Source organism: Micromonospora sp. NPDC049374 (assembly GCF_040677165.1).
Lineage (GTDB): Bacteria > Actinomycetota > Actinomycetes > Mycobacteriales > Micromonosporaceae > Micromonospora.
The window spans coordinates 1-21,096 of sequence record NZ_JBFAQH010000023.1 but is presented as its reverse complement, the minus strand read 5'-3'; the positions used below and the strand labels follow the sequence as shown (position 1 = coordinate 21,096).

Genomic DNA, 21,096 nt, shown 5'->3' with positions numbered 1-21,096 from the left:
GGCCAGCCGGCGCTGGCCGTCAGTCGCCGAAGCGCTGGCGCACCTCGGCGCGGGTGGGCATGGCGACCGCGCCGCCGGGACGTTCGCAGACCAGGCCGGCGACGCGCAGGGCGTAGCCGACCCGCTCGTGCCAGCCGGACGGCCCGACCGGCTCGCCGTCGGTCAGCAGGTCGGCGACGAGGGCGGCCATCACCGAGTCACCTCCGCCGGTGGCGTCGATGGCGTCGACCTTCGGGGCGGGTACGCGTACCGGATCGGCATCTGCGGCGGCGACCACCGCGCCGGCGGCGCCGAGGGTGACCACGACCGTGGCCGCGCCGAGTTCGCGAAGGTAGACCGCTACCGACTCGACCGGCTCACCTGGATAGAGCAGTTCCGCGTCGGCGGCGCTGAGCTTGACCAGGTGCGCTCCGGCGGCGAACTCGGCGACCACCTCGCGCAGCCCGGCCAGCGCCTGCGGGCCGGCCAGCAGCCGGGGACGGACGTTCGGATCGAACACCCGCAGCCCCGGGGCCGCCGCCCAGGCCCGGCGGGCGGCGGCAAGCGTCGTCGGTGCCAGCAGCACGATCGAGCCGCAGTAGAGCACGTCGGCGCCCTCGACCAGCGCGACGTCGAGTTCGTCGGGACCGAGCAGCGCGTACGAGGGCGGCTCGCCGTAGAAGCGGAAGTCCGGCTCTGCGCCGGAGAAGGTGGCCACCGCCAGCGTGGTCGGTACCGCGGCGGTGACCGCGCCGGCCAGTCCCACCTGTTCGGTGGTGAGGAAGTCACGGATCCGGTCGGCGAGCACATCGTCGCCGAGCGACCCGACGAACTGCACCGCGCCACCGAGCCGGGCGACCCCGACGGCGACGTTCAGCGGTCCACCGCCGATCGCCTGCCGGTAGACCGGCGCACCGTCGCACTCGGTGTCCAGCAGGTCGACGAGCGCCTCGCCGAGCACCACCGCGTATCCCATCGTCAGGTCCTTCCCTTGGCCGTACGTGATGCCCAGGCTGGCACAGCGGGTGTGTGCCGGGGCGTGGAAGCCACGGTATTGGCGCGACCTGGGCACTGCGCACCGGGTCCGTTTCACACATCGAGAGGTGGCTATTGCATCCCGCGACCCGGCGTGGTGGGATGATGATGCCGGGTGGCGCGGGGCTGCGCGTCCACCGGCGCCGGGCTTCACATCGCGCGAGGGCATTCACGCGTCGACACTCCGCTGGCGACAGCGTGCCGGCTGGGCCATCCGTCCCCATCCGCACGCTCGCCGCGTAGTCGCATCCGCCCCAACAGCGGGGGCGGCATCAATCCGCCACCCCGCGCGTTCGGCGGGGCGCACCCACGTAATGCGCCCCGCGAGTCAGGAGAACCCGTGCAACGTCCACGTTTGGCCGCGCTCGTCACTGCGGCTTTCACTCTTCTCGCGGGGGCGGTCGTCGTGATCGCCACCCCGAACCCGGCCGCCGCGCACGGCGCGGCGATGACGCCGGGCGCCCGTACCTTCCTCTGCTGGCGCGACGGCCTCACCCAGACCGGTGAGATCAGGCCGAACAACCCGGCCTGCGCCGCCGCCGTCGCGCAGAGCGGGACGAACTCGCTCTACAACTGGTTCAGCGTGCTGCGTTCGGACGCCGGCGGTCGGACCACCGGCTTCATCCCGGACGGCCAGCTGTGCAGCGGCGGGGCCACCGGCTTCCGTGGCTACGACCTGGCCCGCAACGACTGGCCGCTGACGCACCTGACCGCCGGCCGGTCGATCGAGTTCAAGTACAGCAACTGGGCCCACCACCCGGGCACGTTCTACTTCTACGTGACCCGCGACAGCTGGAGCCCGACCCGGGCGCTGGCCTGGAGCGACCTGGAGGCCCAGCCGTTCCTGACGGTGACCAACCCGCCGCAGCGCGGCGCGGTCGGCACCAACGACGGCCACTACTACTTCACCGGCAACCTGCCGTCGAACAAGAGTGGCCGGCACATCATCTACTCCCGGTGGGTCCGCTCGGACAGCCAGGAGAACTTCTTCGGCTGCTCCGACGTCGTCTTCGACGGCGGCAACGGTGAGGTGACCGGCATCGGCGGCAACCAGACCACGCCGCCGCCGAACCCCACCACGCCGCCGCCGAACCCGACCACCCCGCCGCCGAACCCCACCACCCCGCCGCCGAACCCGACCACCCCACCGCCGGGTCCGGGTGGCTGCACGGCCACCGTCAAGGTGACCAGCAGCTGGTCCGGTGGGTTCCAGGGTGAGGTCGAGATCAGGAACACCGGCAGCTCGGCATTGAGCGGGTGGACCGCGAACTGGAGCTGGCCCGGCGGCCAGCAGATCAGCCAGGTGTGGAACGCGACCCAGACCACGTCCGGATCGTCGGTGACGGCCCGCAACGTGTCGTACAACGGCTCCGTCGCGGCCAACGGCACTACGAGCTTCGGCTTCCTCGCCAGCGGCAGCGGCGCGACGCCGACGGCGACCTGCGCCAGCAGCTAACCACCAGCACCACGAAGGGGGCCCCAGCTGGGGCCCCCTTCCGCTTGTCCGCGTGTCTGTCGGTCAGCGCACCATGGAGCCGACGACGGGCTTGGTCAGCAGGGCCGACTGGTTGCGTTGGATGCCCGGGTCGAGGGTCTTCGCCACGAAGATCGCGTGCCAGATGCAGAAGATCAGCACGGTCCACACCTTGCGGGAGTGGTCGAACTCCTCCCGCTTGTGCTCCTCCAGCAGGCGCAGCGCGTACGACAGGTCGAGCAGGTCGCCGGCGCCGGAGGTGGAGAGCACGTGCCGGGCCCACTCGTACATCTCGCCGCGCAGCCAGACCCGGGTCGGAGTCGGGAAGCCCAGCTTCTTGCGGTTGACGATGGCCGGCGGCACCACACCCTGCAATGCCTGGCGCATGGCGTACTTGGTGGCGTCCGAGCGCGGCGGCAGCTTCAGCTCGACCGGGATCTTCGCCGCCACCTCGAACACCGCCCGGTCCAGGAAGGGCACCCGCACCTCAAGCGAGTGCGCCATGGAGATCCGGTCCGCCTTGACCAGGATGTCGCCGCGCAGCCAGGTGTAGAGGTCGACGTACTGCATCTTGGTGACGTCGTCCAGCTCGGTGCACTCGGCGTAGATCGGCGCGGTCACGTCGGTGTAGCGCACCGACGGGTCGTAGCGGCGCAGCAGGTGCTGCTTCTCCTCCTCGGTGAACATCCGGGCGTTGCCGTAGTAGCGCTCCTCGATCGGCGTGGTGCCACGCTCCAGGAAGCTCTTGCCCTTCACCCCTTGCGGAATCGCCTTGGAGACCGCCCGCAGGCCCTTCTGCACCCCGTCGGGCAGCCCGTTGACGCTGCTCAGCGAGAGCGGCTCCCGGTAGATCGTGTACCCGCCGAAGAACTCGTCGGCGCCCTCGCCGGAGAGCACCACGGTGACGTGCTCGGCGGCCTTCTTCGCGACGAAGTAGAGCGGCACCAGCGCCGGGTCGGCGACTGGGTCGTCCAGGTGCCACACGATCTTCGGCAGCGCCTCGATCATGTCCTGCGGACCGATCTTGGTCGGGATGGTGGTCACGTCGAGATGACGGGCCGAGTCCTGGGCGACGTCGATCTCGGAGTAGCCCGGCACGTCGTAGCCGACGGTGAAGGTGAGGATGTTCGGGTTGAACTCGCGCGCCAGGGCGACCACCGCGGTGGAGTCGATCCCGCTGGACAGGAACGAGCCGACCGGCACGTCGGAGCGCATGTGCATGCGTACGCTCTCGCGCAGCGTCTCGCGGATCTCCTGGTAGAGCTTCTGCTCGTCGGAGACCGGAGCGGGCCGGAACACCGGCCGGTACCAGCGCCGCACGTCGATCCGGCCGCCCGGGGTCCAGGTGAGGTACTCCCCCGAGCCGATCCGGCTGATCCCCCGGTGCAGGGTGCCGGGCTCCGGCACGTACTGCAGGGTCAGGTAGTGGCTGAGGTTGGCCGGATCCACCCCGGCGTCCCCGGCGTACGCCGACTGGGCGAACGGCAGCAGGGCCTTCTTCTCCGAGGCGAGGTAGAGCCCATCGGCGGTCTCCAGGTAGTGCAGCGGCTTGATGCCGTAGTAGTCGCGGGCACCGAACGCGCGACGCTCCTGCCGGTCCCAGATGACGAAGGCGAACATGCCCCGCAGTCGGGTGAGCACCTGCTCACCCCAGTAGTGGTAACCGGCGACGATGACCTCCCCGTCGCCGTTGGTGGCGAACCGGGCACCGAAGTCGCGGATCAGTTCCTCGCGCAGCTCGATGTAGTTGTAGATCTCGCCGTTGAAGGTCAGCAGGTAACGCCCGTCGGCGTAGGGCAGCGGCTCATGGCTGAGCGCGACGTCGATGATCGCCAACCGCTTGTGGGCGAAGACCCCGTCCGCGTACCGGCCGGAGGCGTCGCCGACCACCTCGACCCCGGTCTCGTCCGGGCCGCGGTGGTGCAGGCATTCCAACGCCCCAGCGATGTTGTCGCGGTGGGCGGCGGCATCGCCGCGCGCACTGAAGAAAGCCAGGAGTCCGCACATGTCCGTCATCTTTCCACGCGTGCTGATCGGCCGTCGCGGCACTGCCGGGCTCACCGCGACGGCCACCGGCGGCTCGGCCCGCGACCGGGTTCGCGGTACCGTCGGACCAGCAATGAGGCGAAGGGAGCGGGGCATGACCGAGGAACAGGAACGCACCGACGGCGAGTCGACCGACGGCACCGAGTCACACGACCCGGATTTCCCACAGGCGTTCCTGTCGTTCATGCGGCAGGGCTGGCGGGACACCACCCTGCCGGTCGGCCCACGGCCGGAGGTACCCAACTACGCCAAGCGCCGGGCCGCCCTCTCGGCGGCCTTCCCGGGTGAGACGTTGGTGATTCCCACCGGCGGCGAGAAGGTACGCGCCAACGACACCGAGTACCGGTTCCGGCCGGGTAGCGACTTCGCCTACCTGACCGGGGACCATGACCCGGACAGCGTGCTGGTGCTGCGGCCGACCGGCTCCGGTCACGACGCCACGCTGTACATGCGGCCCCGCTCCTCGCGCGAGAACGACGAGTTCTTCCGCAGCCGTCACGGCGAGCTGTGGGTGGGCCGGCGACACACCCTGACCGAGAAGTCGACCGAGCTGGGCCTGCCCACCGCCGACCTGACCGAGCTGGACGCGGCGCTGGCGGAGCTGGCACCTGCGCGTACCCGGGTGCTGCGCGGCTTCGACGCCCGGGTGGACACCGCGGTGCGGCCCTGGGACGGCCCGCGTGAGGAGGGGCAGCCGGCCCGCGACCGTGAGCTGGCGATCGCCGTGGCGGAGCTGAAGCTGGTCAAGGACGAGTGGGAGATCGCCCAGCTCCAGGAGGCAATCGACGCCACCGTACGCGGCTTCGAGGACGTGGCCCGGGCGCTGCCGGCCGACCGGGGTGTCTCCGAGCGGCTATTGGAGGGCATCTTCGCGCTGCGGGCCCGGCACGACGGCAACGACGTCGGCTACGGCTCCATCGTCGGCGCCGGCGAGCACGCCACGATCCTGCACTGGGTGCACAACCACGGCGTCACCCGACCGGGTGAGCTGCTGCTGATGGACATGGGCGTGGAGGGCCGCAACCTCTACACGGCGGACGTGACGCGGGTGCTGCCGGTCGACGGGCGGTTCACCCCGTTGCAGCGCCAGGTCTACGACGTCGTGTACGCCTCGCAGCAGGCCGGCATCGACTTCATCAAACCGGGCGTGACCTTCAAGGACGTCCACCTGACCTGTATGCGGGTGCTCGCCGAGGGGCTGGCCGACCTGGGGCTGCTGCCGGTGAGCGTGGACGAGGCGATGGACGAGAACTCGATGGTCTACCGCCGCTGGACGTTGCACGGCTTCGGGCACATGCTCGGCATCGACGTGCACGACTGCTCGAACGCCCGCAAGGAGATGTACCGCGACGGCACCCTGGGCGAGGGGTACGTGCTCACCGTCGAGCCGGGGCTGTACTTCCAGCCGGAGGACGAGCTGGTGCCGGAGGAGCTGCGCGGCATCGGCATCCGGATCGAGGACGACGTGCTGGTCACCACCGCCGGCGCGGTGAACCTGTCGGCGGGTCTGCCGCGCCGGGCCGACGAGGTGGAAATCTGGCTGGCCGAGCAGCGCGAAGCCGGGCCACGGCTGCCTGGCTGACCGGAGCGCCCGACTGATCGGGCGGCACGCGTAGGCCGCGTTTCCCAAGTTCCCCGGAGCTGTGGAAACCGGCTTCAGGAGGGCGGGCCCCCGCCGGAGCGACCAGACCATCGCTCCATGGCGCGGGGTCCGCCCTCGTCTGTCCTGCGGATCAAGCGTTTGTCCTGGTCAACCGCTTTCAACCAGATCTTGCGTGTTGGCCCGGTGATGCCCGATCAGGTGCCGATGTGGAGTTATTTCGGGTTCATCCTTCTCGCGAGGAACATTCTCATACGGTGGTCATCAGAGGCTGCAACCCATTTGTAGCTGCTCGCACCCATTCGCTCGGTGCGGACCAGTCTGGTAGCAGGAAAGGGCGGAAGGCTCTGATGTCTGATGACGTGACCACTTCCTACGGTGGGCCGCCCCCGGCACCACCACCCCCGGCACCGCCGGGACTTCGACGACGAAAACTATGGCTGACAGCGGGCGTCGCCGGTCTGACCGGCGTCGTCGGTCTGGCCGCCCTGGGCGGGGTGGCCGCCCGCGACGACGGCTCCGGCCCGTCGAGCAGGACGGACGCGCAGTCCAACGCCCGGCAGAACGTCAGTGACGCCGGGAAGGCCGACGCGACCGAGAACGGCGGCGCCATGGAAGATTCGGCCGGCGACCACGCCGGCCGAAAGGACGGCGGCGCTGGCGACAAGGACGGGGCCCACGAGGTGCCCTGTGACACCGACAAGCTGATCCAGGCCATCGTGCACGCCAACCAGAACCACGGCGCCGTACTCGCCCTGGCCCGGCACTGCACGTACGAGTTGACCCGCAGCGACGAAGGCAACGGGCTTCCGGTGATCACCAAGCCGATCACCTTGAAGGGCGACGACAGCAAGATCGTTCGGGCCGCGAACGTCGAGCGGTTCCGCATCCTGAACGTCGGTCGAGGTGGTCACCTGACCCTGAAGGGCGTGACGGTCAAGGGCGGCCAGACCGCTCCGGGCATGACGATCGCGGCGCCGGTCAAGGGACTGGAAGTCGGCACCGTGAAGCCCGCCGGGGCCGCCCCGGCGGCCGGAGCCAAGGCCAAGGCAGCCGCGGCGAAGCCCACGGCCGACGCGGCCAAGGCAGCCGGAGCCAAGGTTGCCGGGGCCAAAGCGGCCGGGGCCAAAGCGGCACCGGCGGCGAAGCCGTCGCCGGCGGCCAAGACCGGGGCCGCCGGAGCGGACGTTGCTCCGCCGAGCATCGCCGCCGACGGCGTCGACGGGGGTGGAATTCTGGTGCAGCGGGGCGGCACCGCAGACCTGGAGCACAGCCGGATCGTGCAGAACCAGGCGACCCGCAACGGCGGTGGCATCGCGAACTACGGCACCACCACGATCCGCTACAGCACCGTGGAACAGAACAATGCCGGCAGCTTCGGCGGCGGCGTGTTCAGCACGGGCAGTTTGCGGGTGGAGGAGTCGAAGATCGTGTACAACAACTCGGGTGCCGGGGGCGGTGGCATCGCCAACGGTTCCACGCCCAACGGCTTCGCCGGCACGGGTGGCACCGTCTGGATCTGGAAGAGCACGATCAGCCACAACCGGACCGGTGTGCTCGGTGGCGGCGTCTTCCTCAACGGCGGCGACACCACCGCCGTCCAGAGCGAGCTCGCCGACAACACCAGCAGCCTCGACGGCGGCGGCCTGGTCGCCCTCGGCGACAGCCGGTTGAGCCTGGAACACACGGTGGTCGCCCGCAACTTCGCGAGCGACGACGCCGGCGGTGTCGGGATCGCCGAAGACTCCACCGCGGTCATCGCCCACAGCGCTCTCAAGGAGAACGTGGCCGCCAACGGAGCCGCCGGCGGCCTGTTCAACGACGGCGCTTCGGTGACCCTCCGGGATTCCGAACTCTGGGCCAACCAGGCGTCGGGTACGGGTGGCTTCGCGGGCGGCATCGCCAACCAGGACGGCGTCACCACGCTGATCCGGACCAAGGTCGCCGACAACGTGGCCACCAACCAGCCCGGCGGCATCTACACCGACAATAACCAGGTGGAGATCGACGACAAGTCCGCGGTCACCGGTAACCGGCCGACCAACTGCGTCGGCAGCCCGGTCATCCCCGAACGCTGCTTCGGCTGAACCTTCGCCGAGGCGAGCGACAGGCAACAGGACAGCACCACCACATAGAGGGGCTCCTCCGTGCCGCTCGGCGCCACGGAGGAGCCCCACCTTCTTCCCGCTTCTCCCCCATCAAGTGCCGTCCGAGCAGGTCAGAGCGGATCCGGGCGGAAGCCACCCCGGCGTGCCGATCAACATGGGGCTGGGCGTCGCTGGCCGCCGACGTACCTAATGTGGGGTTATTTCGGATAAGGCCCTGAGGCGAGGAACCTTCTCATACGGTGGTTCTGGGAGCTACAACCGATTTGTAGCAGGGGACGCTCGCCTGTGCGTGACGACCCTGTCTGGTACGACGAGAGGGCAGAGAGCTCCGATGTCCAACTACGTAGCTAAGAACAACGCCAGCGAGTCGGAGGCGACGCCCAAGCGGCGTCGCAAGCTCTGGCTCGCCAGTGGCGTCGCCGGGCTCACCGGCGTGGTCAGCATTGCCGCCGTAGGCGTCGCCACCGGTGCCGGGGCGGTTGGTACCGATGGTCTGCGCTGGTCCACCGCCCAGCAGGTCAGCAGGGACGGCGACCAGAACGCGGTCGCGCCCGAGGGACACAAGGGCAAGAAGGAGGACCGGGCCGACAACGCCGCCGACGAGCGCGCCCGGTACGACCAGAAGAAGGACGGCGAGAGAAAGGACCACGGGAAGGAGGTGCCCTGCGACACCGACAAGCTGATCCAGTCGATCATTTTCGCCAACGAGAACCACGGCGGCGTACTGGAGTTGGCCAAGGGGTGCACCTACAAGCTGACCCGCTCCGACAGCCTCGGCAACGGCCTGCCTGTGATCGAGGAGCACGTGGTGCTCAAGGGCCACGACACCAAGATCGTTCGGGACGCCACGGCCGAACAGTTCCGGATCCTCAACGTCGGCCGAGGCGGACACTTGACCGTCAAGGGCCTGACGATCAAGGGGGGCCAGACCGTCGAGGTGCCGGCCAACGGGGACACGCCGGAGGCGGTATGGTCACGGTTCTCCAACTCGGTCGAGGCGACAAAGGCGGCGCAGGCGGGCAAGCCGTACCTGCCGCTGTTGCAGGCCAAGCCGAAGGGTGCCGCGCTCAAGGCCGCGCAGGCCAAGGGTGAGGCGTCGGTGCTGGCACAGCCGGAGCCGAGCGACGGCGCGGGCGTGCTCGTGCAGCCGGGCGGCACCGCCGAGTTCGAGAAGACCCACATCCTGGCCAACCAGGCCGGTGGCGTCGGCGGCGGTCTGGCCAACTTCGGCAAGGCCAGCCTCTACCACACCACGGTCGCCGACAACACGGCCTTCTTCTACGGCGGTGGCATCTTCAACGCCGGCGTCCTGCGGGTGGCCGCCTCGACGGTGAAGAACAACGACGCGATCATCGGTGGTGGCGGCATCGCCAACGGCGCGGCGTTCATCTTCCGCGAGGACATCGATGGTGGCACCGTCTGGGTCGAGAAGAGCGAGATCGTCAGCAACGAGGTCCTCGGCTTCGGCGGTGGCCTGCTCGACATCGAGGGCAACACCACCGTCCAGCAGTCGAAGATCGCCAACAACACTGCCGTCCTCGCCGGTGGTGGGCTGGCCGTGGCGGGTGACGACAGCACTGTCGAACTGAAGCACGTCGAGGTCGTCAAGAACACCACGGTCGGTGTGGGCGGCGGCATCGCACTGGCCTTCGACGCCATCGCCAACGTTCACGACAGCAAGATCGACGAGAACAAGGCCGGCTTCTTCGGCGGCGGGGTGTTCAACTTCCTCGGCCAGGCCACCTTCCGCAACAGCACCATCAACGGCAACCGGGCCGTCGGTCCGTTCGCCGCCGGCGGCGGCATCTTCACCATCGGGGGCGAGATCGACCTCGAGAAGACCAAGGTGGCGTACAACTTCTCCACCAACCGTCCGGGTGGTGTGTTCAGCCTCGGCACCGATGTCGAGGTGGACGACAAGTCGGCCATCACGGCCAACAAGCCGACCAACTGCGAGGGCACCTTCACACCGGTCCCGAACTGCTTCGGCTGATCGCCTGACGGGCGGCCACCGGCCGCACCCGTGGGCAACGCAGACCGGCCCCCTTCCGCAGCCGCGGGAGGGGGCCGGTTCGCGCGCACCTACCGCTGGACGAACACCGCCACGCTGCGCGCCGGCACGGTGAACGTGCCGCTGGGCCTGTCGAAGGCGGCCGTACGCAGCACCGGGTCGGCCGAGGAACGCAGCACCGGGTGCAGCGCCACGTCGGCCCCACGCAACCCGGTCACCCGCTGGGTGGCGGTCTTCGGAGTGGCGTTGAAGACCACCGTCACCGACTTCCACGCCCCACCGAGCCCACGGGCGTCGAGGGTCATGGTGAGCACCCCCGGGGTCTCGTCCGCACCGGAGAGCGGGAAGGCGACCCGCTGCTGCACCTGCTTCGCGGTGGGCAGCCCGAAGACCGGCGACGAGGCCCGGATCCGCAGCAGTTCGGCGTACCGGGCGTCGGTCAGCTCGACCGCCGCGCAGTCCGGCACCAGCTTCGGATCTCCCAGCAGCGGCTTCGCGTACGGCCACTTGTCCCGGTTGTCCTCGGCCGGCGGTAGCCCGATGCCGAAGCCGTTGCCCTGGGCGCAGTCCCAGCGGATCTGGTTGAACCAGTCCCCCGAGTTGTACGAGTTGCGGTCCAGCGACTTGGACCGCAGCCGCTCGGTGCCGGTGGTGACGAACCCGGCCCCCTGGCTCATCACCACGGTGCTCAGGGCCAGCACCTGCATCCGGGACCGGTCGGTGGCGGCGGTGGCCTGCGGCAGCTTGTAGGCCAGCGCGTCGTACAGGATCTCGTTGTCGTGCGCGTCGACGTAGGTGACCGCCTCCCCCGGCGCGTCGGTGTAGCCGGCCGGTGAGCCGTTGTAGTCCACGTCTGCCCCGGTGACCGCCCGCCCCGACGAGTCGACGAACCGGTAGCCGCGCAGGTTGCCGGTCAGCCCCACCTTGATCAGGTCGTGCTGGAGCAGCAGCCGCGCCCGCTGCTCGTCGGCCGACCCGTTGATCGGGTCGCCGTTGGGGTCGGTGAAGAGCCCGGAGGCGAAGCCCTGCTGGCGCGGGTTCTCGTCGAACGGGCCGCCGCCGCGTACCGCGTCGCGCAGCCGGTCGTTGAACGTGCCGATCCCGGTGCCGGCCATGTTGGCCTGCGTGGCCTGCACGAAGCGGGCGTCGTCGGCCACCTCGCCGAAGTTCCAGCCCTCGCCGTAGAGCAGGACGTTCTTTCCGTCCACGCCGTCGCGGGCCACCGTCAGCTTGTCCAGCGCCTTGCGTACGGCCAGGATGTTCGCCTTCGGGTGGTGACCCATCAGGTCGAACCGGAAACCGTCGACCTTGTACGCCTTCGCCCAGGTGACAAGCGAGTCGACCACCAGCTTGCCCATCATGGCGTGCTCGGGTGCGCTGTTCGCGCAGCAGGTTGAGGTGGCCACGGTGCCGTCGTCGAGCAGCCGGTGGTAGTAGCCGGGCACGATCTGGTCCAGCACCGACTTCGGGTCGGTGCCGGCGGCCGAGGTGTGGTTGTAGACCACGTCCATGACCACCCGCAGGCCCGCGTCGTTGACCCCGGCCACCATCTGCCGGAACTCGGTGGTGCACCGGGCACCCTCCGGGTCGACCGCGTACCCACCCTCGGGGACGGTGTAGTGCAGCGGGTCGTACCCCCAGTTGTAGCCGTCGGTCTCCTTCACCGCGGCCACGCAGTCCTGCTGCCGCTCCGAGTCCGGCGGCAGGGCCGCCAGGTCACAGTCCGGCTGCCGCTGGTCGGCCCGGCGCTCGGGGATGGTGGCGAAGTCGAACGCCGGCAACAGGTGCAGGTGGGTCACCCCGGCGTCGCTTATCGACTTCAGGTGCCGCATGCCGGCGGTGGCCGGGTCGGTGAAGGCGAGGAAGGTGCCCCGTCGCTGCGCCGGCACGGTGTCGTCGGCGATGGAGAAGTCCCGCACCGACAGCTCGGAGATCTGCACCTTGGCCGGGGGCACCGCGGCCGGCTTGCGCAGCCGCGCCCAACCGGCCGGAGCGAGCTTCGGGTCGGTCAGGTCGACGATCTGGCTGTGCGTGGAGTCCGCCGCCAGCGCCACCGAGTACGGGTCGGTGACCGACGCGGTGACCAGTTGCTGCGTCGCCGGCTGCCACGCCTGCACCCGGTAGCGGTAGTACTTGCCGCTCCAGGACCGCTGCCCGCGTACCGACCACACGCCGGTGCGGTCGTCGCGGCGCATCGCCACCGGTCGCGCGGTGGCCGTCGGCGAGTCGTACAGCTCCAGCGACACCGTCCGGGCGGTCGGCGCCCAGACCGACAGGGTCGGTACGCCACCGGTGAACGTGGCACCGAGTCGGACGGAGGTGGCCGGCGCGTACACGTCGTCCAGCACACCCGGGATCTGCACGCCGGTGGCACCGAGCAGGGTGCCGTCGGCGGCCCGCTCGGTCACCAGCAGCTGCCCGCGCAGCGCGGCCGGCACCTTGGCCAGGTCCCGCCGGTTGAGGGTGAACGCGCGGTGGTCCCACAGGTGCGGGAAGGCCGCGCGCTGGGCCTCGGTGAGCCCGTTGCGCTGCGCGGTCAATGGCAGCGAGGTGTACGTCCCGACCAGTTCGCCGTCGACCACGCGTACCCCGCCGGCCGGCGCGGTCACCAGGGCGTACGCCCGACCGTCGGTGGGGCCGGTGCGCCAGGCCACGGTGGACCGGTCGATCCAGTGCGCCCGCTGCTTGCCGATGTCGGTGTCCCTGCCGGTGCCGGTGGCCGTCGCCGGCAGCAGCCGGCCCGGTGTGGCGGCGAGCAACCAGACCTCCCGGCCGGCGTCGGCGAAGTCGAGCCGCTGGTCCTGCGGCAGATCCTTCTCGTCGCCACGGTGGATGATGTAGCTGAGGCCGGTCGCGCCCTCGGCAAGCGGCACCCGGAACTCGGCACCGAAGGAGTCGACGCGGGTCGGCGGCATCGGCTTCGCCCAGTCGGTTGGGGTGGCCGCGCCGTCCCACAGGTGCAGGCCCCAGCCGTCGTAGTCGCCGTCGGGCCGGTGGTAGTGGATGACCGCCGTACCCTCCTCGACCGGCGGGGCGGGTTCGCCCGCGGCCTCCTCCCGGGTCAGGTACGTCGCCGGGTCGCCCTGCTTGACCCAGACCTCGCCGGTCTGCGTCACGTCGACGGTCCGGTCGTTGTCGACGTCCTTGTTGCCGTCGGCGTCGACCACCAGGAAACCAACGGTCTTCGCTCCGGGCTTGAGTTTCACCCAGGCAAACCGTCCGTACGCGTCGGTGCCCGCGAACGGCTGCCCCTGCGGCCACTCGGTGGCGTACTCCGGGTCGATGTCACCCCAGGCGTACAGCCCCCAGTCGTCGTAGTCGCCGTCGGGGCGCTGGTGGTGGACCACCAGCCAGTCCCGCGACGAGCCGGACTCTTCCGGGGTACCGACGGCGGCGGTGGAGCGGGCGGACGCGGTACGGCCCCGACCGTCGCGGACCACCGCCTTGTACTCGACCTTCGTCCCGGCGGCCAGACCGGTCAGGTCGTGGTGCACGGTGTACGGCGCGCGGTGGGCGGAGCCGAGCAGCGTCCACTTCCCGCCGGCCACCCGAGCCGCCATCGTCACCCGGGCCAGCGGGTCGCCGGTGACCTGGGCGGTCACCTCGGCTCGGGTGGCCGGCGACCCGTCGGGGGCGGTGATGGTGATGCCCGGCTTGGCGTCGGGCAGCGCGACCGCCTTACCGGCCCGGTGCACCACCGCCGACAGTGGCGGCACGGTCAGGGTCAGCTTGCCGTCGCCGGCTGCCACCGGTCGGGTGGTGGCGCCGTGAATGCCGGTGAAGGTGGCGCCGGCCGACCAGGTGTCCACGGTGACAGTCTGCGCGGTGGTGGCGTTGTTGACCGCCACCAGGTACTCGGTGCGGTTGTCCGGGTCGAACCGGGAGAAGGCGAAAACGCCGGGCCCGTCGGCGGCGTGCCGGGTGACCTGCACACCGTCGCGCAGGGCCGGATGAGCCTGCCGCAATCGGCCCAGTTCGGCGATGGTGCGGTAGAGCGGGTGTGTCCGGTCGAACTGGTCGACCGCGTGGGTGCGGTCGGTGCCGAGCAGGTCGTCGTCGAGGTAGTCCGCGGTACGCGAGGCGAACATCGGCTGTCGGGCGTCCTTGTCGCCGCCGGCCCCGGTGAAGCCCTGCTCGTCGCCGGAGTAGATCACCGGCTGGCCGCGGGTGAGGAACATCAGCTCGTGGGCGAGTTGGTCCCGGCGCAGGTGGGTGGCCGGGTCGGTGGATCCGTTGGCGATGAACGAGCCGATCCGGCCCATGTCGTGGTTGCCGAGGAAGGTGGTCAGCCGGCCGGCGTGGGTGTCCCGGGCGGCGTAGAGGTCGTCGCGGGCGTAGAGGTCGGCCAAGGCCTTGGCTGATCCGTCGTTCGCGGTGTAGCCGCGCGCCGCCTCCTGGAAGCCGAAGTCCAGCGTGGCGGGCAGGCCGCCCTGCCGTACGTAGCTGGAGGTGATCTCCGGGTCCGCGCTGTACACCTCGCCGAACATGAAGAAGTCCTTCTTGCCGGCGCGGGCCGCCGCCTGCTGCACGCCCTGGCTGAACTGCGGCCAGAAGTCCATGTTGACGTGCTTCACCGTGTCCAGCCGGAATCCGTCGACTCCGGTGGACCGCACCCAGTCGGCGTAGATCTTCGTCATGCCGCGGACCACCTCGGGCCGCTCGGTCCACAGGTCGTCGAGGCCGAAGAAGTCGCCGTACTCGCTGTTCTCCCCGACGAATGTCGAGTCACCACGGTTGTGGTACATGGTGGGATCGTTCAACCAGGCCGGGACCTTGACCTTCGCGTCGGCCCGGGTCTCGAAGGTCGGGGTGTACGGGAAGGAGCCACCGTCGACCTTCGGAAAGTCCCGGCTGCCGTCGGCGTAGTTGCGATCCTCGAACGGCCGACCCTGCGCGTCGCGGTAGGGCGCGGTCGCCTTGTCGACGTAGGTGTACGTGTCCTCTTCGTAGCTGATGACGTCGGCGGTGTGGTTGACGATGACGTCGAGGTAGACCTTGATGCCACGCCGGTGGGCGAGCTGGACCAGCTTCTTCAGGTCGGCGGGGCTGCCGAAGTGGGGGTCGACCTGGGTGAAGTCGGTGATCCAGTAGCCGTGGTAGCCGGCCGACACGTCGTCGCCTTCGCCCTGCACCGGCCGGTTCTTGAAGACCGGGGCGAGCCAGATGGCGGTGGTGCCAAGCCCTTCGATGTAGTCGAGTCGCTCGGTAAGTCCCTTGAGGTCACCGCCCTGGTAGAACCCCTTGTCCGTAGGGTCGTACCCGGTGCGCAGCCGGTCCCCGGTGAGGCCGCCCCGGTCGTTGCGCGGGTCTCCGTTGGCGAACCGGTCCGGTAACACGAAGTAGAACTGCTCGGCCTCCACCTGGCTGCGGCCGGCGGCGAGCAGGGCCGCGGCGGAGGGTTCGGTGTGCCAGGTGACGGCGCCGGTGGCGCTCGGCGCCCCGGTGCCGGCCGACCGGCCGGCCGCGGCGGCGGGGGTCACCGCGACGGGGGTGCCGACCAGGGTGACGGTGAGCAGGAAGACAAGGGCGAGCAGGAATGTGCGTGGTGTCGGCGGGGGTTTCATCGACGGCCTTCCTCTGGTCGCTGATTGGCCCGCACGCTAGCCCTTGCCGAAAGATTCTGCAATACCTTGCAAACATCCCCGCAACAAGGCAGACACTTGCGCAAGACGGGTCGCCACCCGCACCTCGTTGGCCGCTAACGGCTGCGGCAGGAGCGTCCGGAAACGCTGCAACTCGCGGGGCGGGAATCGGCCGACTCAATGTGGAAGCGCAGGTACACCGACGATCCGCCGGCCAGGTCCGGCCCGCTGCGGTAGGTGAGCGTCCCACCCGCACCGTCGAACGTCCCCTGTGGAACTCCCTCCAGCCAGGCGGTCACCACCCGCCCGCCCGGGTAGTCCACCCGCGCCACCCAACCCACACCGCGACGGGAGGTGTTGCGGATCGACACCTCGGCGATGAAGCCGCCCTGAAACGTGTGCAAGACCTGGTAGCGCGCGTCGATCGGCGCGGGCGGTGGTGCCGGCGTACGGGACGGTGCGACCGATGGCGGCGCGGCCGGCGGCGGCGACGTCGTGGGCGACGCGCTGGGGGTCGGGCTCGGCGGGTCGGTCCGGCGCGGGGACAGCCCCGGCACCGCCTGCGACGGCGGTGCCGGCACCTCACGACCCGCCGACGAGGCACGCTCGGGTATCGGCGCCGCGGCAACCGGTGGCGGTCCCGGCGGCACCGGCTGAAAGTCCGGCCCGGGCCCCCGGTACGCACCGACCGCGATGACGAGCAGCACCACCATGATGACGACCCCGATCGACACCAGGATCCACGGCGAGGAGGCCACGGCGGTGGAGCCGTGCGGCGGAAACTGACGGGGAGCGCGACGCGTACCGGACATGTCTCTCCTCAGCGGGCAGCCCGGCAAGCGTAACGATCTTCAGCCGCGCCGGAAAGTGCCCGACGAATCACCAACTGTCCTAACCGATCCCGCAGCCGGTGCCGTTGACCGTGCACTGTGTCGGATACTCCCCGCCCCCGGTACGCGTGAACCGCAGTTGCACCGACTGCTGGGCCTCGGCGGCGAGCTGACCGGTTCCGCTGAGCAGATACCAGCCACTACCTCTGATGGTCACCGAGACCCCGGGGCCGCTGGAGGCCCGGATCCCGGTGACTCCGCCACTGAAACGCAACTCCACCTGCCAGTCGTCCGACCGGCTGGTGCCGTTGCTGACCACCAACTGGGCCTCGAAGTGATCCGCGTCGCCGCTGTCCAGCACCCGGTAGCTGGCGGTGATCGCCCCATCCCGGTCGGCCGGCGCCGCCGGGGCGGACGCGCTCGGTGACTGGCTGGCGTCCGGCCGCGCGGGCGTTCCGGTACGCGATGGATCGTTCGGCGCTGCCGGCGACCCGGACGGCGTGGGTGAGCCGGTCGGGCTGACCGAAGCCGTCGCGGTTGCCGAGGCGGAGGGGTCGGTAGAGGTGGTCGAGCCTGCCGTAGGCGCTGCCTCCGGGCTCTCCCCGGCGGCTGTCGGCAGACTCATCGGGGGGCCCGGCGTCCATGCCGACGGACGTTCGGGACCGCGGAACGACAACAGTGCGACCACCAGCAGCACCGCCAGCACCGCGACGCCGACCAGCACCACCACCCAGGGCGCGGAGGCGATCATCCTGGACAGGGCGTGCCCACCGACCATCCCACCGGTGGCGTCACCGTTCCGGTCACCGGTGGAATCACCACTCTGGTCACCGGCGGCACCGCTGTTCCGGTCACCGGCGGCCTCATCGATCCGGTCACCGGGGACATTGTCGTTCCGGTCACCGGCGCCGGCACGGTTGCCGTCGCCGTACTGGTCACCGGTGGCATCGTCGTTGGCATCACCGGACGGCCGCACTGACATTGAGGTCCCCACTCGTCGTCGCCGACGGGCCAGCCTAGTCACGCCGGGCCGGGGCGCGAAACGGGCAGGTGCCGAAGCCGCCCGACCCGGCCGACGCACCGGACGCGTCGACCCAGCGCACCTGGCCGGTCGGCGGCCAAGGTCGTACCGGTGGCTCAGCCCGTCCGCACGACAGTGCAGATGGCCGGCCCCTCCTCGGCGCTACGCAGCAGGTAGCGGTACCGTTCGCCGGGCACCTGCCGGCCCTGGCTGTCCAGGAACTCCCAGCGCACCGCCACCTCCACGAGCAGGGCGGAAACCTGCTGCACCTGCTCGATGTCGGCGTGCGCCGCGACCAGCTCACGCTCGGTGTAGTCCGGCGCGGCACCCACGAAGGACAGCGCGACGGCGGCCGGGGAGTTGAACGAGAAGCTGTAGGTGTCGGCAACCACCAGCCCGGGCAAGGCGTAACAGCTGGCGATCGCCGGTAGGTCGCCGACGGTCAACGCCACGCCGTACCGGTCGAAGAAGTCGGTAAGCAGGTCGAGATCGGTGGAAGCAGTCACGCCGCAAGCAATTGCCGGGGCGCGCCGCGGCGAAACCTCAACGCGGTGGAATCCGCACCTCGATCTCACTGCCCAGCCGGGCACCCCCGTGCAGGCCCAGGTCGTCCCCGCTCCAGAACCGGCCGGGGTCGTACCAGTTCGGTCGGCGTCCGACCGGCAGCAGACCCATCGCCTCGTAGGTGACCGCGACGACCTCCGCGCAGTACGCGGTCTCCAGGTCCAGGTCCCGTGCCGCTCCGGCAGGCGGATCTGGCTGCGGGCCAACGGCCGGGACGCGCCGCCGGGACGCCGGCAGCGGCAACCTCGGCGACGGTACCCGCCCGCGCAGCCATCGCCAGGCCAGTTGGGCGGTGGACGGAAACGGTGTGCCGTCCAGCCGGGCGATGGTGCGCAGCACCGACCGCTCCATCTCCGCGTCAGCCGGCGGCTCGAGCTGGCGCAGCCAGCCACGCTGACCGTACCGGTTGGCCCAGATGCAGACCGCATCCCGCAGGTCGTGCAGCTGCACACCGCGTTGGTGGGTGCCGGTCCACAGGTCCGGCAGCGACCGACCAAGCTCGGCGTGCCACATCAGCGGTGGCATGTCGTCCAGCACCACCGCCATGCCCACATGGTTGACCGGGCTGTTGGTGGTCAACTGGATGGCCCGGTCGGGCACGCTGCGACCGCGGAAGACCCACAGATCGCCGGTACGGGTCAGCTCCACCGCCTCGTCCAGGCTGATGCTCATAGGGGACTACCCTAAGCGGATGCGGCGACGGATGCGGTGGTGGAAGGTCCTCGGGTTGGCCGGTCTGGCCGGTGTCGCGGCCTCCGGCGTGGTGATCGCCCGGGCGGAACGGCGGCGGCGCGCGTACACCCCGGAGGAGATCCGGGCCCGGCTGCGCGACCGGCACGCGGAGGCCACCTCGACCTCCCCGGCCGACGAGGCCGGCTGAGTCGTCCTCAGTCCACTTCGACGTGGTTGCGGTCCCAACGGCCGCCGACCGGTTGGCTGTCCAGCCGCAGCGCTCCCTCGACGTTGCCGGCGAGGTCGTTGTCCTCGACCCGGCAGGAGACGCACGTGCCCCGATCACTGATCCACATCCCGTAACTCTGCGTCGGGTCGTCGCGGTTGTCCCAGATCCGGTTGCCGCGCACCATCGCCGACTCGAAATGGGCGTTCACCGTGAATCCGGCTCGTACCGGTGCCGCCGCCGGCAACTCGTAGCGCGTGCCGGGTGGTGGCACGTCCTCGTTCCAGGCGATCGCCGCATCGGGGCGCAGATCGGCCAGATCCAGCTCCATCTCGGTGTTGCCGACCACCAGTGCCAGTCGGGAGCCCACCCGGAGCAGCTTTCCGCGATGCCCGTCGGGTGTCCACACCGCCGACCGGTCCGACACGGCACGCCGGCCGTACCGCACCGACTCGCCGGAGCCGGTGGCCGCCGGGGCGCATTGCCGCCCGTTGCTCCGGATCCGGTTGTTCGTCACAGTCGCGTCCACCATCGGCCGGTCCACCCGGATCCCGTCCAGACCGTTGTCCCAGAACTCGTTGCTGTCGATCACCACGTCCGACGCCGGGCCCTCATAGCCGTTGCCCAGACTGTGCTGGTGGTACCCGTACCATCCGTTGCCGCTGATCCGGTTGCCCCGGATCGTGTAAGGCCCGGGGGTGTTGCCCATGCTGATCCCGTCGCGAACGTTGCGGTCGATCACGCAGTCAGTGAGGATGCCGCCTCGGCCGGCGATGCCCGCCGTGCCGTTGGCGGAGACGTCGAAGCCGGCTTCCAGGTTTCCGGTGATCGTGCAGGCGGAGACGATCAGGCCGTCGGCACCCCAGTCCGAGATGCCGAACCGGTTGGCCTGGCTGTGGCAGCCGATGATGCGGTATCCGCGCGGCGGCGTCCAGTACGGCTTCTGCAACTCCAGGAAGATCCCGTTGGTGCCGTTGCCGAGCGTGGTGCAGTTGCTGATGGTGCAGCGCTCCACCGGACCCCAGCCGCCGATGCCGATGCCGATGCCCGCGCCACCCATCTCCTCACCGTTGTCCAGGCGTCCGCAGCCGACCACCACCACGCCGTCGATCAGGCTGTCCTGGAGAAAGTCGCAGCCGAGTCCGGTGGCACCGGTGTGGTGGATGTAGAGATTGCGGAAAACACCCCGCACGACGTACTGGAGACCGAGCCCTTTGGCCAGATAGCTGTACTCGGCCATGGCCACGCCCGAGCCGTCGATCTCGAAGTCGGCGAAGGTGCAGTCGGCGATGTGCCGGTCCCGGTCGGCGCCGTGCTGCACGGTCGTCCAGAAGGCCAGTGGTGTCGGGTCGGCACGGTTACCTTCGTTGCTCAGCACGAACCGGGTGGCTCCGGGCCCCGCACCGATCAGTGACACCCCGCTGCGCCAGACCGTGCCCGCGTCCCGGATCGAGTAGATCCCCGGCGGGCAGTAGATGACCCGCGCCCGGCTGTCGGCTGCGTACCCCTCACCCAGGCGGTCGACCAGGGCAGACAGCGCAGGTTGGTCGTTGGTGACCCCATCGCCCCGAAGTCCGAAGTCAAGCGCGTCGCACCACAGCGGCGCCCCGGCGACCGGCGACAGACGCTCCCGGATGGCGACGGACCGGTCCTGCTGCCGCACGGACCTCTCCCCTCGGTCATGACCTCCTGACCGCCGCCGCTTTCCCCGTCACCCCGCCCGAAAACGCCCCACCTGCGGGGTCACGCGGGCGGGAGCCGATGGCGGCCTGATACCACATGTCCGCTATCAGGTGGTTTGTGGTGACCGGGGCCACGCCCCCGGCGGAATCGCGGGCCCGGTCGGTTGGTTATACATGGCGTAACCGCGAGCGCCTCCCAGCGCCGCCCCCGGCCCGGCCGGAATGACCCCCGGCCCCCGGGCGTTACACCCCCGGACAACGCCGAA

The 21,096-nt window shown here is 70.2% G+C and carries 13 protein-coding genes; 5 read left to right on the top strand and 8 right to left on the bottom strand.

Features of this window, described 5'->3' with window-relative positions; genetic code table 11:
• Positions 1-19: 19 nt before the first annotated feature.
• Entirely contained in the window at positions 20-955 is a 936-nt protein-coding gene (locus tag AB0J93_RS27565) for a PfkB family carbohydrate kinase (protein WP_363925227.1), read from the bottom strand.
• A gap of 399 nt (positions 956-1,354) precedes the next feature.
• Here AB0J93_RS27565 and AB0J93_RS27560 point away from each other — a divergent pair, with 399 nt between their 5' ends.
• Positions 1,355-2,470: a lytic polysaccharide monooxygenase gene (locus tag AB0J93_RS27560; protein WP_363925226.1), complete on the top strand. Its 1,116-nt coding sequence runs from the start codon at positions 1,355-1,357 to the stop codon at positions 2,468-2,470.
• A 63-nt stretch (positions 2,471-2,533) separates the two neighbouring features.
• On the opposite strand, the gene asnB is transcribed toward AB0J93_RS27560, so the two are convergent.
• Positions 2,534-4,495 carry an asparagine synthase (glutamine-hydrolyzing) gene (asnB, locus tag AB0J93_RS27555; protein WP_363925225.1) on the bottom strand — a complete coding sequence of 654 codons (1,962 nt, stop codon included), beginning with the start codon at positions 4,493-4,495 and terminating at the stop codon, positions 2,534-2,536.
• Positions 4,496-4,628: 133 nt separating this feature from the next.
• On the opposite strand from asnB, the gene AB0J93_RS27550 reads away from it, so the two are divergent.
• The 3 genes from AB0J93_RS27550 (at position 4,629) to AB0J93_RS27540 (ending at position 10,235) form a co-directional block, all read left to right on the top strand.
• Complete coding sequence (locus AB0J93_RS27550; protein WP_363925224.1) at positions 4,629-6,116, top strand: aminopeptidase P family protein; 1,488 nt, start codon at positions 4,629-4,631, stop codon at positions 6,114-6,116.
• A 368-nt stretch (positions 6,117-6,484) separates the two neighbouring features.
• On the top strand, positions 6,485-8,221 hold the full coding sequence (locus AB0J93_RS27545) for a right-handed parallel beta-helix repeat-containing protein (RefSeq protein WP_363925223.1): 1,737 nt from the start codon (positions 6,485-6,487) through the stop codon (positions 8,219-8,221).
• A 352-nt stretch (positions 8,222-8,573) separates the two neighbouring features.
• Positions 8,574-10,235 (top strand): hypothetical protein, encoded by a 1,662-nt coding sequence (locus tag AB0J93_RS27540; RefSeq protein ID WP_363925222.1) that lies wholly within the window; start codon positions 8,574-8,576, stop codon positions 10,233-10,235.
• 89 nt (positions 10,236-10,324) lie between these two features.
• Here the strand turns inward: AB0J93_RS27540 and pulA are convergent, their stop codons facing one another.
• The 5 genes from pulA to AB0J93_RS27515 all read right to left on the bottom strand — a co-directional run bounded on the left by pulA (position 10,325) and on the right by AB0J93_RS27515 (position 18,922).
• Positions 10,325-15,817 (bottom strand): pullulanase-type alpha-1,6-glucosidase, encoded by a 5,493-nt coding sequence (pulA, locus tag AB0J93_RS27535; protein ID WP_363925221.1) that lies wholly within the window; start codon positions 15,815-15,817, stop codon positions 10,325-10,327.
• A gap of 134 nt (positions 15,818-15,951) precedes the next feature.
• On the bottom strand, positions 15,952-16,647 hold the full coding sequence (locus tag AB0J93_RS27530) for a cellulose binding domain-containing protein (protein WP_363925220.1): 696 nt from the start codon (positions 16,645-16,647) through the stop codon (positions 15,952-15,954).
• A gap of 79 nt (positions 16,648-16,726) precedes the next feature.
• Positions 16,727-17,647, bottom strand: a complete 921-nt coding sequence (locus AB0J93_RS27525) for a hypothetical protein (protein ID WP_363925219.1) — start codon at positions 17,645-17,647, stop codon at positions 16,727-16,729.
• A gap of 155 nt (positions 17,648-17,802) precedes the next feature.
• Positions 17,803-18,192 (bottom strand): hypothetical protein, encoded by a 390-nt coding sequence (locus AB0J93_RS27520; protein ID WP_363925218.1) that lies wholly within the window; start codon positions 18,190-18,192, stop codon positions 17,803-17,805.
• Between the two features lie 37 nt (positions 18,193-18,229).
• Positions 18,230-18,922, bottom strand: coding sequence for a hypothetical protein (locus AB0J93_RS27515; protein ID WP_363925217.1), 693 nt, complete (start codon positions 18,920-18,922; stop codon positions 18,230-18,232).
• Between the two features lie 19 nt (positions 18,923-18,941).
• Between AB0J93_RS27515 and AB0J93_RS27510 the strand changes: the two genes are divergently transcribed.
• The gene (locus AB0J93_RS27510) at positions 18,942-19,130 is read left to right on the top strand and encodes a hypothetical protein (protein ID WP_363925269.1); all 189 of its coding nucleotides are present in this window, start codon (positions 18,942-18,944) and stop codon (positions 19,128-19,130) included.
• 7 nt (positions 19,131-19,137) lie between these two features.
• Here AB0J93_RS27510 and AB0J93_RS27505 read toward each other — a convergent pair whose 3' ends face one another.
• The gene (locus AB0J93_RS27505) at positions 19,138-20,811 is read right to left on the bottom strand and encodes a right-handed parallel beta-helix repeat-containing protein (protein WP_363925216.1); all 1,674 of its coding nucleotides are present in this window, start codon (positions 20,809-20,811) and stop codon (positions 19,138-19,140) included.
• Positions 20,812-21,096 lie beyond the last annotated feature (285 nt).

Coding starts and splice junctions, on each gene's coding strand:
- AB0J93_RS27525 (WP_363925219.1), bottom strand. CDS start 17,647: ATGTCAGTGCGGCCGTCCGGTGATGCCAACGACGATGCCACCGGTGAC.
- pulA (WP_363925221.1), bottom strand. CDS start 15,817: ATGAAACCCCCGCCGACACCACGCACATTCCTGCTCGCCCTTGTCTTC.
- AB0J93_RS27530 (WP_363925220.1), bottom strand. CDS start 16,647: ATGTCCGGTACGCGTCGCGCTCCCCGTCAGTTTCCGCCGCACGGCTCC.
- AB0J93_RS27565 (WP_363925227.1), bottom strand. CDS start 955: ATGGGATACGCGGTGGTGCTCGGCGAGGCGCTCGTCGACCTGCTGGAC.
- AB0J93_RS27540 (WP_363925222.1), top strand. CDS start 8,574: ATGTCCAACTACGTAGCTAAGAACAACGCCAGCGAGTCGGAGGCGACG.
- AB0J93_RS27550 (WP_363925224.1), top strand. CDS start 4,629: ATGACCGAGGAACAGGAACGCACCGACGGCGAGTCGACCGACGGCACC.
- AB0J93_RS27545 (WP_363925223.1), top strand. CDS start 6,485: ATGTCTGATGACGTGACCACTTCCTACGGTGGGCCGCCCCCGGCACCA.
- asnB (WP_363925225.1), bottom strand. CDS start 4,495: ATGTGCGGACTCCTGGCTTTCTTCAGTGCGCGCGGCGATGCCGCCGCC.
- AB0J93_RS27515 (WP_363925217.1), bottom strand. CDS start 18,922: ATGAGCATCAGCCTGGACGAGGCGGTGGAGCTGACCCGTACCGGCGAT.
- AB0J93_RS27510 (WP_363925269.1), top strand. CDS start 18,942: ATGCGGCGACGGATGCGGTGGTGGAAGGTCCTCGGGTTGGCCGGTCTG.